This window comes from Paenibacillus sp. FSL H8-0259 (assembly GCF_037963255.1).
Taxonomy (GTDB): domain Bacteria; phylum Bacillota; class Bacilli; order Paenibacillales; family Paenibacillaceae; genus Paenibacillus_AQ; species Paenibacillus_AQ phytohabitans.
The window spans coordinates 2,810,477-2,832,349 of sequence record NZ_CP150147.1 but is presented as its reverse complement, the minus strand read 5'-3'; the positions used below and the strand labels follow the sequence as shown (position 1 = coordinate 2,832,349).

Here is a 21,873-nt window from a genome sequence, read left to right as displayed (position 1 = left end):
GGGACCCCAAAACAAAAATTATCCTTACAACAGAAACGGTAATGCCGTCCTAATGAGGGCTGTCGTTTCTTCAAGAAGCTGGATGGAGCAGCAGACTATGGCTTACGCCTGCTGCTGGGCCAGCTGTGAGATTCCTGCAATGATTATTTTCAGGCCTGTACGGAACATGTTATCCGAACCCAGCTCGCGGAATAAGCCATTATGGTGCATACGCTGCACCACGTTCGGTCCTTCTCCGGACAGATGTGCAAGCGAATCCATAAACATTCCTTGCGCTCCGTCCTCCGCTTCCTTCTTCATGGCTGTATCGACTCTGCGTTGCTCATATTTATCGAGTTCAAAAGCAATCACATAGTTCAGCAGGCAGGCAATCGAGGAAAACTTGTCGCTGTCGCTGACGGGAAGATGATCCACGATCTGCAGAAGCGAGTTGATTAAGGCCAGATAGTCCGGCTCGGAAGGTACCGTTCTCATTAACAGCTGGGCGGAACACGGATACTTAATCATTACGCTGCGGATCATCGATGCACATTGAAACAGCTGCTCTTCCCACTCTCCTTCGAGCTTAGCAGACTGCAGGGCCTCTTTCGCCACCTCATTGGCGAGCGTCTGAAACAGGCTCTGCTTGCTTTTGAAATGCCAATACAGCGAAGGGGCCTGGATATGCAGCAGATCCGCCAGCTTCCTCATACTGAAATCCTCAATGCCTATTTGGTCAAGCAGCTCCCAGGCTGCCTTGATGATATTTGGTTCGGTAATTTGCAGATTTTTGATTCTCATACGAGCCCTCCCGAGTACAAGCTGTTTCTATTCTAAGCGATCCTGCAAACAGGGTCTACCATCGTTAGATAATTCATGCGGCAGAATAAACTTACATCGTTAGATATTTTCCTTTACAGTTAAAAAAGGCAGTGCTATATTAATCTCACACCGTTAGATTGAGGGTGCAGAGATCCTTACCGGCCGGAGGGGTCAGCTGCTTTCCGATCATTATTCAAGCTTCGCAGGATGACCCATATTAATTTTAAGAGGACGTGTACTGCAATGAATCCATCCGCAACAGAAGCCGCCCTGCAAGGCGGCAAGCCTTTTTCGATCAAACCGCTTATCCCTGTACTCTTCTCGCTCATTGCCGGAATGCTGCTGGTTATGCTGGACAATACCATTATGAATGTGGCCATACCTGAGCTGGAGAATGTATTTCACACCAGCCTAAAGACCATCCAATGGGCGATTACCGGCTACACGCTGGCTACCTCCATGATCATTCCGCTCGCAGGGTGGTTCTCGGACATATTTTCCGCTAAGCGTGTTTTTCTTGTATCTATTCTATTGTTCACTGTCGGCTCCCTGCTGTGTGCAGCGGCCCAGTCCCCGGCTCAGCTGATTGTTTTCCGGATTATGCAGGGTCTTGGCGGCGGCATGGTGGCTCCTATCGGCATGGCCTTATCCTTCAAAATCGCCCCGCCTGAGCGGAGAGGCGAGCTGATGGGCTTCCTCGCCATGCCCATGCTGATCGCTCCGCTGCTCGGCCCCGTGTTATCCGGATGGCTGCTTGAATATGTGAGCTGGCATTGGATTTTCCTGATCAATCTGCCTATCGGCCTGATCGCAATCTATTTAGGGATGAAGTATCTTCCGGTCTCCGAAAAAGGAACCTCCGCCAAGTTGGACATTTGGGGAATGATCCTGTCCCCGCTGGCCTTCTCCAGTCTCGTCTTCGGAGTGCACAGAGGTGGCGCGGAGGGTTGGACAGACTTCTATACATTGCTGCCGCTTACCTTCGGCTTAGTTGCTCTGTCATTATTTATTGTTGTAGAGCTGCGACAGAAGGAGCCGCTGCTTGAGCTGCGCTCCTTCCGTTCCTTCGAGTTCACCAAAGGCATTATTCTGGTCTGGATTAACCAGATCGCGTTATTCGGTTCGATACTGCTCATTCCCTTATACCTCCAGCAGGTTAGAGGCTTCTCTTCGTTTGAATCGGGGATGATGATCATTCCGCAAGCGCTGGTCAGCTTCGCCGGCGTTATGGCTGGGGGCAGACTTCTCGACAAATACGGAGCACGGATTCCTGTGTTCTCCGGTCTTGTGCTGCTCTCGGCTGCACTCGTTCTTCTGTCACGGCTGGACAGCGATACGACGATCTATGCGATGATTGGATCCTTCGCCCTTCTGGGACTGGGCCAGGGCCTCACCACCATGCAGCTCGGCACCCATGTACTCAAGTCGGCACCCAAAGACCTGATCAGCCGGGTAACCCCGCTGACCACCTCCGCCCAGCAGATTGTCGGCTCCTTCGCCATTGCCATCATCTCCGGTCTATTGTCTTCCAACATCGCTGAGCACATGAGCCAGGCCAGCTCCGCTTCAGCTTCTGCCCATACTGCAGCGATGGTTGCAGGGTTCCACGACACCTTCCTGCTTCCGCTGAGTCTGGCACTTTGCGGGGTTGTATTGAGTCTGTTCCTGCGGAAGCAGGAGCACGGAAGCGGGCAGTGAATAAGGTATTTAAAGAGGCCATCGCGCTACGCAAGTTGATCGGCATGAAGTTAAGTGCATCCGGCTTCGCCTCACATAGCGTACATCACGTATATCACGCATCACGCATACTTGCATATCACGCACATCACGCATATCACGCATATCACGCATATCACGCATATCACGCATATCACGCATATCACGCATATCAAGCATATCACGCATATCACGCATATCACGCATATCACGCATATCACGCATATCACGCATATCACGCAAAAAAAGATGCTCCCCTTACCGGGTAGCATCTTTTGCGGCTTCACGTTTCTCATCCCGCCCACATCAGTCCTATAATTGGTGCATTGTCTTCGGTTTTTCGCATACATCCGGCCCATCTGCCCTAACATTGGTGCATTGTCTTCGGTTTTTCGCATACATTCGTCCCATCTGACCTATCGCTGGTGCATTGTATTCGGTTTTTCGCATACATCCGGCCCATCTGCCCTAACATTGGTGCATTGTATTCGGTTTTCCGCATACATTCGGCCCATCTGCCCTAGCGTTGGTGCATTATATTCGGTTTTTCGCATACATCCGGCCCATCTGCCCTATCGCTGGTGCATTGTACTCGGTTTTTCGCATACATCCGACCCATCTGCCCTAACATTGGTGCATTGTCTTCGGTTTTTCGCATACATTCGGCTCATCTGCCCTATCGCTGGTGCATTGCTCCGATTGTATTCGGTTTTTCGCATACATCCGGCTCATTTGCCCTATCGCTGGTACATTGTATTCGGTTTTTCGCATACATCCGGCTCATCTGCCCTATCGCTGGTGCATTGTATTCGGTTTTTCGCATACATCCGGCTCATCTGCCCTATCGCTGGTGCATTGTATTCGGTTTTTCGCATACATCCGGCTCATCTGCCCTATCGCTGGTGCATTGTATTCGGTTTTTCGCATACATCCCGCTCATCTGGCTACTTTTGGTGGACTCAGAGGGAACTTCATCCCCTGATTTCCCCACAACGCCTACTTTCGGCGAATTCAGGCGCACTTTTACCCCTCATTTCCGTTTGCCGCCCAATTCCGGCAAATTCAGGGGCACTTTTACCCCTCATTTCCGTTTGCCGCCCAATTCCGGCAAATTAGGGGCACTTCTGCCCCTCATTCACCCACCTAGCCTCTTTCCAGCCTACATTCCACCCATTAGCTCAAAAATCAAAATGGCTCGTAATTGCCTGAGCAATTACGAGCCATATTTGTAAAACGGATGCGGTCAAGAGGACTCGAACCTCCACGATATTGCTATCACTGGCACCTGAAGCCAGCGCGTCTGCCAATTCCGCCATGACCGCATATTATGTAGTTCAGTGATTCAATCACCGTAATTAAGAATATACTCTCTTTAAATATAAATTGCAAGCATTATTTATTGGTGATTATTACAGCACTATGAAAGTCCTGCTATCCACTCAATGACCCGCAAATAATATGCATGGAATATTATTGAAATACTTATTATTATAATGTATATTCCTCATATGGATTAATAATATAAGGAGGAATAACATGGATTCTTTAGATTACAAGATCATCTCAGCAATAATGAACAACGGCAGGATCACCTGGTCCGAGCTTGCCGGACTGCTGGGCCTTTCTTCTCCTGCCACTGCAGACAGGGTTCGGCGGCTGGAAGAGCAAGGTGTCATTACCGGATATACGGCGCTGATCGACGCGGAATCTGCCGGTTACGGATTGGCTGCACTGATTGCCGTATCGCTGGAGCGGCCGGAACACCGGCAAGGCTTCATAGAACTCGTGATGAAGCTGCCGGAGGTTCAGGAATGCCATCACACTGCCGGGGATGATGATTACATCCTGAAGCTGCGCTGCCGGGGAACAAGGGATCTGGACAGGATCATCAGCGATGAGATCAAAGGCCTGCCGGGTATCGTGCGGACCCGCACTACGATTATCCTCGGAACGGTCAAAGAAACTCCGCATGTACCGCTGCCCCCGGCAGAACGCACACGATGAATATATGGCTGGCCATGTTAAGCGGTCTCAGCTTCGGCTTCATTATTGCCGCTCCTGTCGGCCCGATGTCTCTGCTGTGCATGAACCGTACACTGAAGTCCGGCTTCACTGCCGGTCTCGCCACGGGCGCCGGAATAGCGCTCGCTGACGCCTTCTATGCGCTGGTGACCGTTGCCAGCTTCCGGGTTGTGAATGATTTCACCACCACCTACGCCCTTCCGCTTCGTCTGCTAGGCAGCCTGTTTCTCGGCTACCTGGGGCTGAAGGCGATATGGCCGGGTCCGGCCAAGGCAGAACCGGTAACAGCAGCCGTGCGCAACGGAAATATCTACAGCCTGTCCTCCGCCTGCCTGTTGACACTAGCCAATCCGGCAACACTTCTGTCCTTCATGGCGCTTGCCGCTTCCCTGGGCCAGTCAATCAGCGCCTCCCTGTTTCTTCCGGCAGGTATTGCTCTGGGCTCCTTCGCCTGGTGGCTGCTGTTATCCGGCCTAATCGCCCTTATCAGGGGCAGGCTGTCCGGCAGCTTCAGCCGGTTCCTGAGCCTGGGCACCGCAATCATACTGGTTCTGTTCAGCTTATACGGCAGCTTCACCGTATTGTCCACTTATTGGGGGCAATTGTTATGAAGACCGCCCGCGGTTCCTCTGCTAATCCAGCCTCTGCTTTGCCGCAAGAACAACAGCGTCACTCCCGGCCGCACAGCCCGCTCCAGCTGGTGCATTTCCTGGCCGGATATTTCATTTCCAGAATCGGAGACGCCATATACACCTTTTGTCTGCCGCTGCTCTCCTACAGGCTGACCGGGTCTGTGCTGGTAATGAGCTCGCTGTTTGCCGTCAGTGTGCTGCCGGTCATACTGTTCGCCCCTTTTGCCGGAGTGATCCTCGACCGGTTCAATCGCAAGCGGCTGATGCTCTGCGCAGATCTGATCCGAATGGGGCTCATTGCCCTCATTCCTATACTGGCACATTACGGACTGCTCGCCATTTGGCATCTGTACGTCATTTCTCTGCTCTTATCCATTGTATCAACAGGTTATGATATAGCGGTTGTAACCCTCATTCCGGCGCTGTCCGGGAAGAATCTTACCCGGGGGAATGCCGGAGTGCAGACCGCAGGCCAGCTGGCCGATATGCTGGGACCGGCAATCGCTGGCGGATTGGCCTCGCTTATGAGCATTACCTCCATCCTGTGGCTGGATGTCGCTTCCTTCGCGGTCATTCTCTACGTTCTGTATCGGCTTCCGCAGGAACCCGCACGGACACGCAGCGCCAAGCCTGCTTTTGCCGCCGAAATGTCCCAGGGCTTCCTCTGGCTGATCCGCAGCCCGGTCCAATTGGCCCTCTCTGTACAGGCAGCCATCGGCAACTTCGGCTACAGTGCAGCGTATGCCACCCTGACCTACTACCTGATTACCAATCTTCATTTAACTACAGGTCAAATGGGCATGACTTATACCTTGCTCGCTGCCGGAGGAGTCGCCGGGAGCCTTGCGGTTATATATCTTGACCGTCATTTCAGGCGCGGCCGCCTGATTCCGTTGCTGCTGCTGGCCGGAACCTGCGGATTTGTGCTGGCCGGCTTTGGCGACTCCTGGCTGGCGCCGGGAATCGGCTTCGGCCTGGTTGCTGCCTGCAACACCTCCTGGTCCGTCTTGTCCGCTTCCATCCGCCAGGAGCAGGTTCCGCCCGAGCTGCTCGGCAGAGTGCTGAGCTTCTCCAGAGTCGTCACCCGCACGGCTATGCCGGCCGGTGCATTACTCGGCGGCTGGATGAGCGGTGCATTGGCCCCCGGTGCAGTATTTCTGCTGGCCGCCGCCGCCAAGCTGATCGAGGTGCTTATTGCTGTTGCTTCACCAATCCGCAGACTGTGACTGGTGCCTACGCCAGTACCTTCAGCACATCCTCGATTTTACGCTGATGGGACAGCACACCATAATTCATCCAGGCCATGAAATCAACCTCGTACACGCAGCGGTTGCGCACAGCGGGCAGGCTTCTCCATAGCTGTGTATCGAGCAGCTCCCGGCTTTCACCTTCCTGCTTGTCAAAAGTTATAAACAGATGATCTGCAGTCAGCTCAGACAATTCTTCACGGCTCAGGTTCACACGCTTCTGTCCCCGGGTAAGCCTGCTGACGAATCCATGCCGCTGGAGCCCCAGATCCTCATGCAGAACGCTTGCTGAATATCCCAGCTCATCACAGCCATACAGAGCAACTCCATAAGCGGATATCCGCAGTAACGCTACCGTCTGTCCCCGGATGCTGCGGCTGAGCATCCGCTTGGCCTGCCGGGCCTGCTGCTCATAATGGCCGATAACTTCCTGCACCCGTTCCGTTCTGCCGAAGACAGCAGCTGCGGAGCGGAGCGTTGCCCGCCAGTCCTCCTGATGGAACGGAAGCCGGAGCAGCGGGGCCACCTGGCGGCATTCCCCCAGCTGCCAGCGCTGAAAGCCGTCATCCAGTATAATCAGCTCAGGCATATACCGGGAGAGTTCTTGCCAGTCTCCGCTCGAAATATCAAAGGCAGGAACCTGATCAAGACCCAGATACTCCTGCTTCCCCCACTGGGCATGACAATATTGCACCACCGGAGTAATCCCCAATGCCAGCAGATAATCCTCCAGAAAAGGGGCAAATACGCGGACTCCCTCCTGATGAAGGTTCCTGTATTGGCCTGGAGTTACTCCAACTGTTCCTTTGAAGCGGCGGTTGAAATAATACTCATTGCTGTAGCCGACAGCCAGTGCAACATCATGCAGGCGGTCCCTGGTCAGCAGCAGCTGCTGCTGTGCCCGTTCAATACGCAGTCCATTCAAGTGCTCCAAGGGAATCTGACCGGTAATTTCTCTAAAAAGCTGGGTATAACGCGCACGGCCAATCCCTGCAAGCTCAGCCAGCTGGTCGACAGATAAGGATTCATTGAAATGGTCCTCCATATAGCGGATCGAACGCTCCACCGCCTCATGATCATCCCTGGTCTTCATCGCCGGAGAATTCGCCCGCATGAGCAGCAGCAGGAGCTCCTGAAAACGGGTCTGAGCCGCAAACCATTCAATATCCTCGGAACTCCTGCGGCTATGATAAATGGAATCCAGCAGCAGTACACACTGCGAATAAGGTCTGCAGTTAAGGAATCCCGGCCGGAGCATGCCATCTCCAGACTCCCTTTCCACTCCGTTAGGTTTGCTGTCTCCGGTATGAATAACCTCAAAGCCTATCCGGTAAAAGCTCAGCCCCCGCTCTCCGGCCCGGATTCTGTTTAGTGATCCGGCCTCTATCAGAAATGCGGCACCTTTCTCCAAGGGATATTGCCTGTCATCCGCTTTGAGCCAGCCCTGCCCTTCCGAAACTATAATTAATGTATGTTCCTTGTACACATCTGTCGGTTCATTTCCAGACGGGGACTGGGCAACGGTTTCTATGTTAATCAGGCTATAGAATAGCCTTCTTCCGGTATTTTCCTGTACTAGATCCGCCATTCCACCCCTCCTTATTGAGAATCATTATCACCAACTCAGTGTAAAACAAAAAAGAAGATCTATCAACTGTGCTGATAGACCTTCTTTTCACTTGCTTCATCAAAATTATGTTATTTCACCATTACCTTCAGCAGATCGTCGAGCTTCATCGTATTTGCCGTGATTGCACCGGATTGCCAGTGGGAACGTTCCATTCTGTAGATGTTCCCGTTCTTCACCGCAGGCAGGTTCTTCCACAGAGGGCCATCGAGAATCTGGATCGCCTCCTGATTAGCCGCAGTATCCCAGTCCCCATTGTCAGGGAATACAATGATGTGATCCGCTTCAAGCGCTGGTATCACTTCTTCGGAAATAATGGACTGATATTCCGTCATCTCAGCAGCCATCGGGACAGGAGTCAGACCGAATTGATCATAGAGCACACCGGTAAAGCGGTTTTTAACTCCAAAAAGAGCAAAGGTTTTGTCCGCGACATTAAGCCGGATTACAGCTACCTTTTCCTGTCCCAGAGCCTGCTGCAGCTTGGCTTTACCATCGGCTACCTTCTGGTCATACTCAGCAAGCACAGCCTCACCCTTCTCCGGAATACCCAGCGCATCGGCAATCGCTGTGAGCATTAGCCTTGAATCCTGCAGCACGCTCTCCGGCAGACGGTAGGTTGGCGCCACCATGGAATATTGTTCATACTTAGCGGCATCTGCACCGCCATCGGTAATAATCAGATCGGGATTTTTGTCGAGCAACGCTTCCATACTGCCGCTAATATCGAATTCAGGCACATCCAGATTCAGATAATCCTGCTTGCCCCAGCTTGGATGATACCACTGCACCACTGGAGTAACGCCTAGTGCCTTCAGATAATCTTCTACATAGATCCCCGCCACCCGCTTAGGATTTACGGGAATTTCTACATCTCCGAATTCTCCGGTAATCGTACGGGTCGCTCCTTCTTCTGAGGCATTATTGCTGCTCTCTGTAGGAGTTGCACTGGCTGCTGCTGCCTCTTCCGCTGTATTCCCTGGTTGGACAGCGTTGCCCTCCGCAGCCTTGTTAGCAGTCCCGCAAGCCGCCAAAGCGGACATTGCCAGCATAAGTACGATTGTCCAGATAAACTTCCGGCCCCGGTTTGTCATTTCTCTTCACTCCTATGTCTGTTTTCATTGATTATCATTCTCATGTAATCTTAATGACAATAGTAGCATGTCCTGATCAGCTTTCAATGCACTTTCTCTGCCAAAATCTTATACAAACTAAGCGTATTGAATTTAGCTGTAAGCGGGAACGACATTGCCGCCCTTGTGTATGGACGGTACCGTTTCAGTGAGAAATAGAAGGATAAGTGATCCTGTGAAACATATAAATTCTTGTAGTTATTAAAAAAATTGACCCCGCCAGCAAGCGGCGGAGTCCATAGTTCATAAACATATATAGCACATACAAGCTGAGGATATCCTTAATATACCATCCGTTTGTAAATGGAATGTGTGAGGTAATCCATGAAAATAATAAATATATCCGTGTTCATTATAATCCGCTATCCCCTGTCACCCACGTATCTGTCGCGTCCGGCCCCCATTCCTGCCGCGAACAAGAGCACGCTTGCTGCCGCCAGCAGTGCCAGCGGTGTGTTCCAGCTGTTCGTAGCATCATGCAGCAGACCGAACAGTGCCGGTCCCATCGCGGCCAGCAGATAACCGGCCGACTGGGCCATGCCCGACAGCTCACTGGCTTCCTGCGTAGTCCGGGTGCGCAGGCTGAAGAACATCATCGCCAGTCCAAAAGCAAATCCCCCGCCGATTCCGATGCATACCGCCCATACCGCCATCAGCTCCGTGCTGCCCAGCCAGATTCCAAGGATGCCAATGATAAACAGGATAGAAGTAATAACTACCAGCAGACGCTGGTTCTTCATCCGTCCGGCCCAGAGCGGTACAAAGAATGTAAACGGCAGCTGTGCCAGCTGCATCAGTGAGAGAATCCACCCCGCGTGGCTGGAGGACATTCCCCGCTCCCCGAGAATAACCGAAAACCAGGCGATCAGGACATAGTAGAGCAACGACTGCAGCCCCATGAACAATGTAACCTGCCAGGCGAGCGGGGAGCGCCATACGCGCACAGCCGAAGACCGCACGGCGCCTGTACCGCTTGGGCTAAGGCTCTTCATCTGCGGAATCCAGAGCAGTGTAGCCAGCGCAGAGATGATAAACCACAAAGCCAGGGTTCCCCTCCATCCAAGCCCCGCATGGGAGGCCAAAGGAACACTGATTCCTGAAGCAGCAGCTGCACATATATTCATCGAGACCGTGTAGATTCCGGTCATCAGGCCGATGCGGTGCGGGAATTTCCCCTTGATCAGTCCCGGCAGCAGCACATTGCAGACGGCAATGGACAGGCCAATCATTGCCGTACCCGCAAACAAGGTGACGGTTCCGGAAGCCGAACGGACGAGTATTCCCATAGACAGCGTAAGCATAGCCAGCATCAGGATATTGGCAAGTCCCACTTTGCGGGCTAGCTGTGGAGCGAATGGAGATAGTAGCGCAAAGGCCAGTAGCGGCAAGGTCGTGATCGCTCCGGCCAGGGTATTAGACAATCCCAGGTCATCCCGGATTGTCTCCAGGAGAGGTCCGACTGAAGTGAACGGGGCGCGCAGCGCAGCAGCGACACAAATTATGCCGGTGATGAGCATCCACCGGCTGGCGGTATTTGAATCATGCGCGGGCAAACCTGGCTCCGCTATGTTGCTTTTTTGACGGCTGAATTTCATGTTGTTCCTCCAAGGCCGCAGCAAAACACCCGTCAAGCCGGGGGCTTGTCAGGGAATAAAGCTGCTGTATGTAGTAGACTTTCAGATCCATGGCACATGTCGCCATTATATCTCTTTACGCTGGAGGCTGCACAAATTTAAGTTAGTTCCGAGGGTTGACAATACGTCTGAACATCATCCGCAGCAGGAAAAACCGCCGGTCTCCGGGGACCGGCGGCGGCACACATAAGTGAGGCTTAATTAAATCCAGAAGGATTTAGTAATGATTACGAGCAGGATGAACAGAACCAGAATCGCGCCAGTGGAAGTGAATACTCCGCCGTATCCCCCAACATTTTCGCTCATGTTAACTCCTCCTTTATACTTGAATACAGTTAAACTATGTGGAAAAAGCCATTCGCGACTGGGTGAACCGGCAATAAATCAGATGAATTACATGTAATTTTAAACATCTTACCGTTGACAAATCATGTAACCCTCTTTAGTATCCTAAGAATAAGGTTCACTTGAGAATCAATCTCAATAACCAGATACATAACACACTACAGAAAAGAGTGAACAAGAGATGCTGCGTCGTTTTTTCTCCTATTACCGTCCTTATAAGAAGCTGTTTATCCTCGACTTCACCTGTGCGGTAGGTGCCGGTCTGCTGGAGCTTGCTTTTCCCGTAGCGGTCAATAAATTCATTGATGATCTGCTGCCGGGTCAGGACTGGCCGCTGATTCTGATTGCCTGTGTGGTCTTGCTCGGAATTTACGCGCTGAATACGGCAATGAACTATGTTGTCACTTACTGGGGGCACATGCTGGGCATTAACATTGAGACCAATATGCGCAAAAAAATGTTCGATCATATCCAGAAGCTGTCCTTCCGCTTCTTCGATAATAACAAAACAGGTCATCTGCTCGGCAGAATTACCAATGACCTGAACGATATCGGCGAAGTGGCCCATCACGGGCCGGAGGATGTGTTCATCGCTGTCATGACACTGATCGGTGCATTTATTCTGATGGCGGATATCAATCTCCAGCTGGCTGTGATCACCTTCATCATCGTGCCGGTTATGGCCTGGGTCATCATCCATTTCGGCCGCAATATGACGGAAACTTACCATCGTCTGTTCGGCAATGTGGGTAACTTTAATGCCCGGATCGAGGACAATGTCGGCGGGATTCGTGTGGTTCAGTCTTTTGCAAATGAGGAATATGAGAAAGAGCTGTTCGCTGTGGACAACCAGAAGTTCCGCCAGACCAAGCTGATGGCTTATAAGCTGATGGCCAAAAGCTCCTCGGTCAGCTATATGATGACCCGTCTGATTACCATTGTAGTAATGGTCTGCGGCGCCTGGTTCTTCATTCAGGGAGAGCTTGAGATCGGGGAATTCGTCGCTTTCATCCTGCTGGCTAACGTCTTCTTCCGCCCGATTGAGAAAATCAACTCCGTCATCGAGAGCTATCCGAAGGGGATTGCCGGGTTCAAGCGTTATCTTGAAGTCATTGATACCGAGCCCGATATCGCGGACAAGCCGGATGCTGTAGAAGTAGGCTCACTCCGCGGGGATATCAGCTTCAGCAATGTCAGCTTCAGCTATGAAGCGGACCGTACGGTTCTGGCGGATATTAGCCTGAACGTAAACGCCGGTGAAACCATTGCCTTCGTCGGACCATCCGGCGCCGGTAAAACAACGATCTGCAGCCTGCTTCCCCGCTTCTATGATGTGACCGGCGGAGCCATCTCCATCGATGGGATCGATATCCGCGATATGAAGCTCACCTCGCTGCGGAAGCAGATCGGGATCGTGCAGCAGGATGTGTTCCTCTTCTCCGGCACGATCCGTGAGAATATCGCTTACGGTAAGCTGGATGCAGAGCTGCCGGAGATCTGGCAGGCCGCACGTCAGGCTCACCTGGAAGAGCTGATCAACAGCCTGCCGAACGGGATGGATACCGTTATCGGGGAACGCGGCGTCAAGCTGTCCGGCGGACAGAAGCAGCGCCTGGCGATCGCCCGCATGTTCCTCAAGAATCCGCCGATTCTGATTCTGGACGAAGCCACCTCGGCCCTCGACACCGAGACCGAAGCGGCGATTCAGCAGTCGCTGGCTGACCTGTCCGTGGGCCGCACAACCCTTGTCATCGCCCACCGCCTGACAACGATCAAGAATGCCGACCGGATTATCGTGGTCAGCGAGGACGGCATCTCTGAGGAAGGCCGCCATGAGGATCTGGTGGGCGCCGGAGGCACTTATAGCCGCCTGTATCAGGCGCAGTATAATGCTTAGGAGTACACATTAAAAACCTTGCGAGATGCGGCCTGCGTGCTGCACTTCGCAAGGTTTTTTTCGTTCACGGGCCTCATTCCCGCAACCTCCCGTGAACAGTTTCGTCAATTAGTATATGTAATGCAACTGAAGAAAGGCGGGGGTCTTAGGATGAAAATAAAAATACTCATATTGCTAACGGCTGTTATAGTCCTATGCGGCTGCTCGAGTAGTACTCGGATTAAGGGCGGCTCTGCAATTGATTGGGTGGATTTCCTAAAGTTGAATGGACATTCCTACACCGGATCTTGGGAAAACGTGATTAAGAATCCGGATCAAGTCACCACTGAGACTGTTGGTAAAGTGGACTTTAAAGTCGCGGATGTCGTTACTAATCCTCATTACCAGACGAAGGATGGCGATGCTGCCTTTTTGGAAAAAGGAACTAAGCTATACCGCATTGAAGGCTTTAAGACAGACGAAGTTATTGCCGCTAAAGATGAAACACGCATCGGCGGATACCGCTTATATGTGGAGGATGATTACTCCAATAACCTGCAGCAGCGATATAACGACGTCATTAAACACAATATAGAGCGGGTTGAACTATATCATCAGGATGATGTGAAGCCTTACAAAACTCTAACCGATGATGAAACCAAGCGCTTCATTCACTTGCTGGAAAGCGGAAAAAACACGCAAAATTACAGCCCTCAGAATAAGGACGGTGATCCGGAATATTATCAGGTAGTCCTATATACCGGCGGGCCGTTTGCCTTCTCCTTTTCTCTTGTTGATGACGGTGTGAATGTGTTCTTTTCGCCTTGGGATACCAGAATTGTCGGCGACGAAATCCGAAGTTTATTACAACCTTAGAAACGGCCTATAAAGTACAATCAACCAAACTGCAAGGTTACCTATGCCCCAGTTTGTTCGTTTAAGATTGGCATCTGCTCATCAGCGTTAAGTGTTCTAATCATCAGTCCTGCCCAGAAAACGGATCGCCAGCTCTCTATAAAAGTCGATTGATTCCAGGTAAGCCTCAATATCCACCCACTCATCCGGCTGGTGGGCAAGGCGGTGGTCGCCCGGTCCGTAGATCAACACCGGAAGCCTGCCGTTATCATGCAGCACGGAGCCGTCCGTGTAATAGGGTACGCCTTGAATTGGAGTTACGTCTCTTGCCGCATCACCTTCTGCTTTTTCAGCAGGGCCTCCCGCTTGGCCCTGCCGCCTCTGCTGCGCAGCAATTTCCAAAGCCGTAGTAATCAAACGCTGGCCGGGATCAGTATAGACCACACTGCGGTCCAACAGCTGCTCTACCTGATAACGGTAGTCCGGATGAAACTGCTGAATCTCCTGCAGCTTGTCCTCAATCTCCCGCAGCAGCGGACCATGCTCCAGCGGCGGAACGGTGCGGATATCCACATCGATGGTGCAGGAATCCGGGACCACATTGGTCTGTACACCACCGGTAATCTTGTTCACGGACAGGCTGCTTGAACCAAGAACCGGATCTGTGGCCTGCCACTCCAGAGCATGGCGGTGCAGCAGCGCGATTACCTCCATCATGCCCTCCACCGCATTGAGTCCAAGCTGCGGCATGGAGCCGTGGGCGCTGCGCCCGAAGAGGGAAATGCGCAGCCAGAGGGCGCCTTTGTGGCCGACCGCCACCCGGCTGCATGTCGGCTCGCCGATGACGAGGCCGTCCAGCTCCGGCAGGTCGTGCCTGTGCTGCTCGGCATATAGCCGTGCGCCGCAGCTGTCCACCTCTTCCCCGGCTGTCGCCAGGATGAGCAGATCACCGGCCAGCCGGATGCCGTCCTGTTGCAGGGAAGCTGCGGCGAGCAGCATGGCGGCCAGGCCGCTTTTCATATCCGAGGTGCCCCGGCCATACATCCGGTCCCCCTCAATCACCGCGCCATGCGGGGGATAGCTGCCTGCTGCTGCGCTCCACGGACTGACCGTATCAAGATGGCCGCAGAACATCAGCTTCCGGTTGCCGGAGCCGGCAATCACCGCCTCCAGGTTGCTCCGTCCCTGCTCCACAATCGTAATGCTGCTGGATATGCCCAGCTCCCGCAACACCTCCTGCAGCAGCAGAGACAGCCTGTGCTCATTGCCGGGGGGATTACAGGTATCCACCTGGATCAGACGTTGCAGAAGAGGCACGGCAAACTCGCGGCTTCTCACATTGATCATAGTTCAACATCCTCCTTGGTTAGGTAGTTTCAGTTCAATTTAGTTTAATTTAGTTTAATTTAGTTCAACTCAGTCCAGTTCATCCTCGTTTCGGCCAAGTTTACAGCACGCCCATCCAGATCGTGCAAATAACTTATGTTGAAATCTACGTGATCTCCGTGATTTTTGCAGCCGCAAAAGTCACGTTGTCCTGGAGCATACGTATCACTCAGGACAAAACCTTGGCGCCGCTAAACGTATCAGCTTCTTCCCCTCCAACATTTCCCGGATGATCGGCTTCCCCAGCTATCGAAGGCATATTGTATTCGGTTTTTCGCATACATTCGGTCTGCTTACTCCATTCGTGACACATTGTACTCGGTTTTTCGCATACATTTGGCTCATCTACTCCATTCGCGGCACATTGTATTCGGTTTTCCGCATACATTTGGCCCGTTTGCTCCATTCGTGGCACATTGTATTCGGTTTTTCACATACATTTGTTCGCAGGCTCTCATACATCGCAAAAAAGCCGCCACCCCGTATAACAATTGGTGTGACAGCTCTTTGAAACGGCTTATTTTTTGGCGATATGGCACTTCAGCAGCTTGCCCTTCACGGTTGTCTCCTTCATCGCCTGCAGCACAAGCGATCCCTTGCCGTTCAGAATATCGACGTAGGTTACGTTGTCCTGGATCGTGATGATTCCGATGTCCGCAGCCGTGATGCCCTCAAGCTTGGCGATAGTGCCGACGAAATCGACCGCGCGGAGCTTCTTTTTCTTGCCGCCGTTGAAGTAGAGCTTCATGATGTCCTGGTTCATGACCTCGGTTTTGCCGGCTTTGCGGACCTGCTGCTTGCCCAGCTTCAGATCGAAGGCCGGTTTGGCATAGGCCACGGCATCATCCGAAGGAGCTTTCATCTCCGGCAGGGTGAAGCCGATGTAGCCTTCGATTTCCTTGACCCATTTGTGCTCATTCGGCGTAACGAAGGTGATCGCTTTACCGCTTTTGCCTGCGCGGGCGGTCCGGCCGGTGCGGTGGACGTAGCTCTCTTTTTCCAGCGGGATATCGTAGTTAATGACATGGGTGATGTTCTCGATATCAATCCCTCTGGCTGCAACGTCGGTGGCGATCAGATAACGGAACTGGCCCCGCTTAAAAGCATTCATGACCTCAAAACGCTCGTCCTGCTCCATGCCGCCGTGGATTTTGTCCACCGGATATTCCAGATCCGCCATCCCGCGGAAGAGGGCATTCACCTGCTCCTGGGTGCGGCAAAAAATAATACAGCTATCCGGATTCTCCACTGTCAGCAGGTCGCTCAGCAGTCCAAACTTGGCAGCTTGTCTCACTTCAATCAGCGCATGCTCAATCGACGCCGTCGTAATTCCGCTGGCTTCGATCTCGATATCCACCGGCTCCGTCATGTACTTACGGCACAGATTCTTAATCACTTCCGGCAGCGTCGCCGAGAACAGCATCGTTACACGTTCCTTCGGCAGCTGCTTGATAATCTTCTCAATCTGCTCAATGAAGCCCATGCTGAGCATTTCGTCCGCCTCATCAATCACCAGATATTTAATCCGGCTAAGATTCAGCGTTCCGCGGTCGATATGGTCGAACACACGGCCCGGCGTGCCAACGACCACATGCGTCTTCTGAGTCAGCTCGATCTTCTGCGGGGCAAAAGGCTGCTTGCCGAACAGCGCTACCGCCTTAATCCGCTTGAAGCGCCCGATATTCGTAATATCCTCACGCACCTGCTGGGCCAGCTCCCGGGTTGGGGTCAGCACCAGTGCCTGGGGTTTGTTCTCATTCCAATCGACCAGCTCACAGAGCGGGATGGCGAAGGCTGCGGTTTTGCCGCTGCCCGTCTGTGACTTCACGATCAGATCCTGCGCCTTCAGCGCTACCGGAATGACCTTCCGCTGCACCTCGGTGGGGTCTACGTACTTCAGAACCTCCAGCGCGCGGATAAGCTCTTCATTCAAACCATAATCACTAAACTGTACTTGTACTTCACTCATATTGTATCCAACCTCTTCTATGCCGATTGTTCCGGTTCAAGCGGGGTTTCCCGCGTTCCATCCATCTTGCGCATTATTCCATTATAACACCTACTCTGCCCCTTGATTCCATTCCTTATGAAATTGCTCCAAAAAAATCAGCATAAACTGATGCCGCTCCTCCGCCAGCTGTTTGCCGTAAGAGGTGTTCATGAGGTCCTTCAGCTTAAGCAGCTTCTCATAAAAATGATTGACCGCCGTTCCCTTGGAATAGTTGCGGTATTCCTCTTTCAGCGAGTCGTCCCTTGGCGGAATTTCCGGATCATAGACCGGACGGCCCTTCGCTCCTGAAAAGACCATTGTACGCGTAATCCCGATCGCCCCCAGCGCATCCAGACGGTCCGCATCCTGCACCACTTGTCCTTCCAGCGTAGACATCGGTGCGCCACCGCCGCCGCTGAACGACATCGTCCCGATGATCTCCATAATCTGCTTGTTTGCAGCTTCATCCGGGAGATGTGCGGCCAGCCAAGTATGTACTTTGAGCAGTCCTGCTTCTTTGGAGGGATTCAGCTTCTCGTCGGCCACATCATGCAGCAGCGCGGCGATTGTGCAGATCACCACGTTGGCCCCTTCCATCCCTGCGATCAGCGCCGCTGTATTGCGCACGCGGTTAGTGTGAAACCAGTCATGGCCGGTGGTATCCTGGCCCAGTTGCTCCTTGGCGAAGTTCTCTGCTTCTGTGATAAGCTCTGTATGATTCATTATGATTGCTCCTTTGTAAAAATAGGGATATGGTGTTGCACAGCTGTCCCTGATCCGCTATAATGTGCAGTAATTAAAAGCTGAAGGGAATTGATTCACATGAACTGCCTGTCCATCATACCGAATCAACTTCATCATCACAAGCAGCGTTAGCACACACCTGAATTCATTCAGGGAGGGCTAACGCATTTCGCGTTTGACCTCCCTGCGGCATACCGAAGCGCGCGGGACCACGGGGTCCGGCGCGTTTTTTATTTTACCGGAATTCAATAACAAGGGAGCTGCTAATGATGCAAAATATTAAAGGAACTTATGATTATTTCGGCCGCGAACAGGCCATCCGCCAGAATGTCCGGACCACACTCCAGGAGCTGTTCGAGCTGTACGGCTTCGAGTCGATGGATACCACGCTGCTGAACGAGCTGGAGCTGCTGACCTCCAAATATGCCGGGGGCGACGAAATTCTCCGCGAGATGTACCAGCTGGCCGATCAGGGCGGGCGCAGGCTGGGGCTGCGGTACGATCTGACGATCCCTTTTGCCAAGGTGATTGCCATGAATCCGGGAATCGAGTTCCCATACCGGCGTTATGAGATCGGCAAGGTGTTCCGCGATGGGCCGGTCAAAAAAGGCCGCCTGCGAGAATTCCTGCAATGTGACGCGGACGTCGTCGGCATTGCAGGCCCGCAGGCTGAAGCGGAGCTAATGCAGCTGGCAGCGGAGGTCTTCCGCAGACTGGATATTCCGGTGGTTCTGATGTGGAACAACCGCCGGTTCCTGGGCGAGATTCTGGGCGCGGTCGGCGTTCCGGCGGAGGAGCAGCTGTCCGTGATGCTGACCCTCGACAAGCTGGCCAAGATCGGCAGCGGCGGGGTGCTGGCAGAGCTGACGGACAAGCAGCTGACTGCGGACACGGTTCGGCTGATTTCGGAGCTGCTGGAGCTGGATAACCCGGGGTTCGGGCAGCTGGTGGAGAAGTATAAGCTTGAAGGCCAGCCCGGCGCGCTTGAAGTACTCGCGCTGCAACAGCTAATTGATGCGATTGGCCTTGGCACAGTGTGCGTCTTCGATCCTTTTCTCTCGCGCGGCCTCTCGTTCTATACCGGGACCGTCTATGAAATTTTCGACGCATCCGGCAGCTATACCTCAAGCCTGGGCGGCGGCGGCAGATATGATGCGATCATCGGGAAGCTAGTCGGGCGTGATGATATCGAGTACCCGACAGTCGGGATCTCCTTCGGGATGGAGTCGATCATGGCCCTGCTGGGCGAACGTCCGGCGGATACGGCGACCCGTTCCGGGGTCCTGATCATTCCGATCGGCGGATATCTGCCGGAGGCTCTGGTTGCCGCCGCTGCGCTCCGGACCGCCGGCATCCGCACAGGTGTAGACACCGGCTCGCGCAAGCTCAAAAAAACGTTGGCCACAGCGAGTTCTAAAGGTATACGGTATGTGATTATGGTTGGTGAGAGCGAGGCGGCTGAGGGCAAGCTGCGGCTCAAGGATATGACGCTGGGGAGCGAGAGATTGGTTACGGTGGGGGAGGCGGCTCAGTTGATTGCCGGGTAAAGCTTGTTGAGTCTGCTCCAGGTCCAAATTCACTGTCAGACAGACAAGTTTGCATACGCTCCACTCACCAGTATCTGAATACAGATGCCGGCGGCTGATAGTTGTACGTTTTGCAGGTTGCTATAAGCTCGACCTCTGGGACAACTCATTGTTGTAATTGTGCAAGATTTCCGTCAGCCGGGTGCGCCGAGCCGAAAAATGTTGTACTTTTTGCAGGATTTCCGCTCAGTTGGCGGCTGCGTTCACAAATTGTTGTACTTTTTGCAAGATTATCTTCAGATTGGCGCATCCCGGGCGCCGATTGTTGTATTTCGTACAACAATTCCCTAAACGGGATTTAAAAAGCACCGATTGTTGTATTTAGTGCAGGATTTCTCATAGCTCCGTGCTAAAAAAGTTAAAAAGCTGCCTCCGTACGATTTCCGTACCGGAAGGCAGCTTTTCTATAGCCTGGACTTAACAGCATGAGCTTCGCCTAACTATTCCTACGCCTATTTCCCCTCATTAATCGCCCGGATCAGCTCCAGCGGCAGCTTCGGTACGCGGTCATACGTCAGCAGGCCGTTTATCTCCTGTTCCACATCCGTAAGCTGGGTGTAGCAGTAGCCCTGCACCACCCCGGACAACAGCAGCGGCTGTATCACCGCCCGCAGACGCGCGGCGAAGTCTTCGTCGTTCTCTGCGCCGGAGTAGCCCCAGCCGTCCCAGTCGCTTTTTTTGTAGGCGACACCGCCGAATTCTGTGATGAGAATCGGCTGGTCCGCATACGGGAAGCCTTCTACCGCCAACTTGCGGTTACCCGGCAGGCCGCTGACGGCCAGCTCCACGGAGGAATAGCGCTGCTCAAGCACCTCGCGCCGCCACTCGTAATCGTGGATGTTGAACAGGTCTGTGGCGACCAGCTCCCAGCCGTCATTGGAGACAACCGGCCGCATCCCGTCCAGCGACTTGGTCAAATGGTACATCGCCTGGGCATGCTGCTGCTGCTGTTTGTCGGCGGCGATGTTCGGCACGCCCCAGCTCTCGTTGAGCGGAACCCAGACTACAATGGAAGGATGGTTGTAATCCCGTTCGATGCTCTCCTGCCATTCCTGGGTGAAGCGGCGGACATACTCTTCCGAGTATTCATAGGCATTGGCCGCTTCGCCCCAGACGAGCAGACCCAGCTTGTCACACCAGTACAGGTAACGCGGGTCCTCCAGCTTCTGGTGCTTGCGCGCACCGTTGAAGCCCATCTCCTTGGTCAGCTCGACATCCCGGCGGATCGCCTCATCGCTGGGCGGTGTCAGGTTGCCGTCCGGAAAATACCCCTGATCCAGCACCAGCTTCATGAAATAAGGGCGGTTGTTGAGGCAGAGTCTGCCGCTTTCGACCGAGATTTTGCGCATACCGAAATAACTGGTTACCAGATCCAGCACCTTCCCGCCATCCAGCAGGGTAAAAGTGACATCATAGAGATTCGGCTGCTCCGGCGACCACCAGTGCCCGTGCCCATGGTCATTGAAATCACTGAGGGTAATGCTCCGGGACTCTTCCGGGTTGCGCACAGAGTACATATCACTTGAAATCGGCTGGCCTTCAAACGTGATCTCCACCTGAAGTTTCAGGGAATCACTGTTCAGCTCTCCATTACTGGTCAGCGCACCTTTAATGAAGGAGCGGATTTCGATACTTTTGTGGTCAATATCCGGCGTCAGCTTCACCTTGCCGAGATAGACGGAGGATACCGCCTCCATCCACACGGTCTGCCAGATACCCGTTGTGCGGGTATAGAAAATGCTGGCTGAATCGCTCTTCCAATATTGCTTGCCCCGGGGCAGAGTTACGTCCTTGCTGTAATCCACAGCTTTGACCACCAGAATGTTAGGCTGACCCACAGGCGCGAGTGCGGCGCTGATCCCGGTATGGAACGGCGTATGCCCGCCCTCATGCTTCGCCACCAGTATTCCGTTGACCCAGACGGAGGCCTCATAATCGACAGCACCGAAATGCAGCAGAATCTCCTTACCTGCAAAAGCCTCCGGAATCTCCAGCTCCCGCCGGTACCAGACGATATCATGAAATCCGGGATCGCCGATCCCGCTCAGGCTGCTCTGAAAAGCAAATGGAAGCTGTATCCGCTGAGCCAACGGTTTATTTCCCAGATGCCACTGTTCCCGGCTGCCTACATTGTCATCGTCAAAAGCAAACTCCCACTCCCCGTTCAAATTCACCCAATTGTCGCGTACAAATTGCGGACGCGGATATTCCGCACGTTGCTGATTTGTCATTATTTCATCCTCCAGTTTCCCGTGTGATTAAATTTCATTGCCATCCGG

Annotated in this window: 17 protein-coding genes and 1 tRNA gene; 7 read left to right on the top strand and 11 right to left on the bottom strand. The window is 53.1% G+C overall.

The window, feature by feature from the left end:
- Nucleotides 1–102: 102 nt before the first annotated feature.
- Complete coding sequence (locus NSU01_RS11815) at nt 103–780, bottom strand: TetR/AcrR family transcriptional regulator C-terminal domain-containing protein (RefSeq protein ID WP_076244177.1); 678 nt, start codon at nt 778–780, stop codon at nt 103–105.
- A gap of 264 nt (nt 781–1,044) precedes the next feature.
- Here NSU01_RS11815 and NSU01_RS11810 point away from each other — a divergent pair, with 264 nt between their 5' ends.
- Nucleotides 1,045–2,499 (top strand): MDR family MFS transporter, encoded by a 1,455-nt coding sequence (locus NSU01_RS11810; RefSeq protein ID WP_076244174.1) that lies wholly within the window; start codon nt 1,045–1,047, stop codon nt 2,497–2,499.
- Nucleotides 2,500–2,508: 9 nt separating this feature from the next.
- Here the strand turns inward: NSU01_RS11810 and NSU01_RS11805 are convergent, their stop codons facing one another.
- Together NSU01_RS11805 and NSU01_RS11800 are read right to left on the bottom strand one after the other, a co-directional pair.
- Nucleotides 2,509–2,760 carry a hypothetical protein gene (locus tag NSU01_RS11805; RefSeq protein ID WP_339303141.1) on the bottom strand — a complete coding sequence of 84 codons (252 nt, stop codon included), beginning with the start codon at nt 2,758–2,760 and terminating at the stop codon, nt 2,509–2,511.
- 995 nt (nt 2,761–3,755) lie between these two features.
- Nucleotides 3,756–3,839: transfer RNA gene (locus NSU01_RS11800), tRNA-Leu, on the bottom strand.
- A 214-nt stretch (nt 3,840–4,053) separates the two neighbouring features.
- Between NSU01_RS11800 and NSU01_RS11795 the strand changes: the two genes are divergently transcribed.
- From NSU01_RS11795 to NSU01_RS11785, 3 genes are read left to right on the top strand one after another with little or no spacing between them, the layout of a single operon-like run.
- Complete coding sequence (locus NSU01_RS11795; RefSeq protein ID WP_042135639.1) at nt 4,054–4,521, top strand: Lrp/AsnC family transcriptional regulator; 468 nt, start codon at nt 4,054–4,056, stop codon at nt 4,519–4,521.
- Entirely contained in the window at nt 4,518–5,150 is a 633-nt protein-coding gene (locus tag NSU01_RS11790) for a LysE family transporter (protein WP_042135638.1), read from the top strand. Before NSU01_RS11795 ends, NSU01_RS11790 begins: the two co-directional genes overlap by 4 nt.
- On the top strand, nt 5,147–6,397 hold the full coding sequence (locus NSU01_RS11785) for an MFS transporter (RefSeq protein WP_083705519.1): 1,251 nt from the start codon (nt 5,147–5,149) through the stop codon (nt 6,395–6,397). The genes NSU01_RS11790 and NSU01_RS11785 overlap by 4 nt, the downstream gene beginning before the upstream one ends.
- 7 nt (nt 6,398–6,404) lie before the next feature.
- Here the strand turns inward: NSU01_RS11785 and NSU01_RS11780 are convergent, their stop codons facing one another.
- From NSU01_RS11780 to NSU01_RS11765, 4 genes are all read right to left on the bottom strand, one after another.
- On the bottom strand, nt 6,405–8,006 hold the full coding sequence (locus tag NSU01_RS11780; protein WP_076244170.1) for a helix-turn-helix domain-containing protein: 1,602 nt from the start codon (nt 8,004–8,006) through the stop codon (nt 6,405–6,407).
- A gap of 110 nt (nt 8,007–8,116) precedes the next feature.
- Nucleotides 8,117–9,139, bottom strand: a complete 1,023-nt coding sequence (locus NSU01_RS11775; RefSeq protein ID WP_076244168.1) for an ABC transporter substrate-binding protein — start codon at nt 9,137–9,139, stop codon at nt 8,117–8,119.
- A gap of 401 nt (nt 9,140–9,540) precedes the next feature.
- Nucleotides 9,541–10,773: an MFS transporter gene (locus NSU01_RS11770; protein ID WP_076244166.1), complete on the bottom strand. Its 1,233-nt coding sequence runs from the start codon at nt 10,771–10,773 to the stop codon at nt 9,541–9,543.
- Nucleotides 10,774–11,013: 240 nt separating this feature from the next.
- The gene (locus tag NSU01_RS11765; RefSeq protein WP_216626667.1) at nt 11,014–11,118 is read right to left on the bottom strand and encodes a YjcZ family sporulation protein; all 105 of its coding nucleotides are present in this window, start codon (nt 11,116–11,118) and stop codon (nt 11,014–11,016) included.
- A 220-nt stretch (nt 11,119–11,338) separates the two neighbouring features.
- Between NSU01_RS11765 and NSU01_RS11760 the strand changes: the two genes are divergently transcribed.
- A complete protein-coding gene (locus NSU01_RS11760) occupies nt 11,339–13,054 on the top strand; it encodes an ABC transporter ATP-binding protein (RefSeq protein ID WP_076244164.1) in 1,716 nt (571 codons plus the stop codon).
- A gap of 150 nt (nt 13,055–13,204) precedes the next feature.
- Entirely contained in the window at nt 13,205–13,909 is a 705-nt protein-coding gene (locus tag NSU01_RS11755; protein ID WP_144026084.1) for a hypothetical protein, read from the top strand.
- Between the two features lie 96 nt (nt 13,910–14,005).
- Here NSU01_RS11755 and NSU01_RS11750 read toward each other — a convergent pair whose 3' ends face one another.
- The 3 genes from NSU01_RS11750 to NSU01_RS11740 form a co-directional block, all read right to left on the bottom strand.
- Nucleotides 14,006–15,235, bottom strand: coding sequence for a M20 family metallopeptidase (locus NSU01_RS11750; protein ID WP_076244160.1), 1,230 nt, complete (start codon nt 15,233–15,235; stop codon nt 14,006–14,008).
- 556 nt (nt 15,236–15,791) lie between these two features.
- The gene (locus tag NSU01_RS11745; protein ID WP_076244156.1) at nt 15,792–17,243 is read right to left on the bottom strand and encodes a DEAD/DEAH box helicase; all 1,452 of its coding nucleotides are present in this window, start codon (nt 17,241–17,243) and stop codon (nt 15,792–15,794) included.
- Between the two features lie 90 nt (nt 17,244–17,333).
- On the bottom strand, nt 17,334–17,987 hold the full coding sequence (locus tag NSU01_RS11740; protein ID WP_076244154.1) for an HD domain-containing protein: 654 nt from the start codon (nt 17,985–17,987) through the stop codon (nt 17,334–17,336).
- A 287-nt stretch (nt 17,988–18,274) separates the two neighbouring features.
- Here NSU01_RS11740 and NSU01_RS11735 point away from each other — a divergent pair, with 287 nt between their 5' ends.
- Nucleotides 18,275–19,555: a histidine--tRNA ligase gene (locus NSU01_RS11735; RefSeq protein WP_339303135.1), complete on the top strand. Its 1,281-nt coding sequence runs from the start codon at nt 18,275–18,277 to the stop codon at nt 19,553–19,555.
- Between the two features lie 491 nt (nt 19,556–20,046).
- On the opposite strand, the gene NSU01_RS11730 is transcribed toward NSU01_RS11735, so the two are convergent.
- Entirely contained in the window at nt 20,047–21,825 is a 1,779-nt protein-coding gene (locus NSU01_RS11730; protein WP_179093517.1) for a sugar-binding domain-containing protein, read from the bottom strand.
- Between the last annotated feature and the right edge of the window lie 48 nt (nt 21,826–21,873).

What these genes read in the sequence shown, in the direction of transcription:
- NSU01_RS11785 (WP_083705519.1), top strand. Translation starts at nt 5,147, where the DNA reads ATGAAGACCGCCCGCGGTTCCTCTGCTAATCCAGCCTCTGCTTTGCCG.
- NSU01_RS11760 (WP_076244164.1), top strand. Translation starts at nt 11,339, where the DNA reads ATGCTGCGTCGTTTTTTCTCCTATTACCGTCCTTATAAGAAGCTGTTT.
- NSU01_RS11810 (WP_076244174.1), top strand. Translation starts at nt 1,045, where the DNA reads ATGAATCCATCCGCAACAGAAGCCGCCCTGCAAGGCGGCAAGCCTTTT.
- NSU01_RS11765 (WP_216626667.1), bottom strand. Translation starts at nt 11,118, where the DNA reads ATGAGCGAAAATGTTGGGGGATACGGCGGAGTATTCACTTCCACTGGC.
- NSU01_RS11780 (WP_076244170.1), bottom strand. Translation starts at nt 8,006, where the DNA reads ATGGCGGATCTAGTACAGGAAAATACCGGAAGAAGGCTATTCTATAGC.
- NSU01_RS11730 (WP_179093517.1), bottom strand. Translation starts at nt 21,825, where the DNA reads ATGACAAATCAGCAACGTGCGGAATATCCGCGTCCGCAATTTGTACGC.
- NSU01_RS11790 (WP_042135638.1), top strand. Translation starts at nt 4,518, where the DNA reads ATGAATATATGGCTGGCCATGTTAAGCGGTCTCAGCTTCGGCTTCATT.
- NSU01_RS11745 (WP_076244156.1), bottom strand. Translation starts at nt 17,243, where the DNA reads ATGAGTGAAGTACAAGTACAGTTTAGTGATTATGGTTTGAATGAAGAG.
- NSU01_RS11770 (WP_076244166.1), bottom strand. Translation starts at nt 10,773, where the DNA reads ATGAAATTCAGCCGTCAAAAAAGCAACATAGCGGAGCCAGGTTTGCCC.
- NSU01_RS11750 (WP_076244160.1), bottom strand. Translation starts at nt 15,235, where the DNA reads ATGATCAATGTGAGAAGCCGCGAGTTTGCCGTGCCTCTTCTGCAACGT.
- NSU01_RS11755 (WP_144026084.1), top strand. Translation starts at nt 13,205, where the DNA reads ATGAAAATAAAAATACTCATATTGCTAACGGCTGTTATAGTCCTATGC.
- NSU01_RS11740 (WP_076244154.1), bottom strand. Translation starts at nt 17,987, where the DNA reads ATGAATCATACAGAGCTTATCACAGAAGCAGAGAACTTCGCCAAGGAG.
- NSU01_RS11775 (WP_076244168.1), bottom strand. Translation starts at nt 9,139, where the DNA reads ATGACAAACCGGGGCCGGAAGTTTATCTGGACAATCGTACTTATGCTG.
- NSU01_RS11795 (WP_042135639.1), top strand. Translation starts at nt 4,054, where the DNA reads ATGGATTCTTTAGATTACAAGATCATCTCAGCAATAATGAACAACGGC.
- NSU01_RS11735 (WP_339303135.1), top strand. Translation starts at nt 18,275, where the DNA reads ATGATGCAAAATATTAAAGGAACTTATGATTATTTCGGCCGCGAACAG.
- NSU01_RS11815 (WP_076244177.1), bottom strand. Translation starts at nt 780, where the DNA reads ATGAGAATCAAAAATCTGCAAATTACCGAACCAAATATCATCAAGGCA.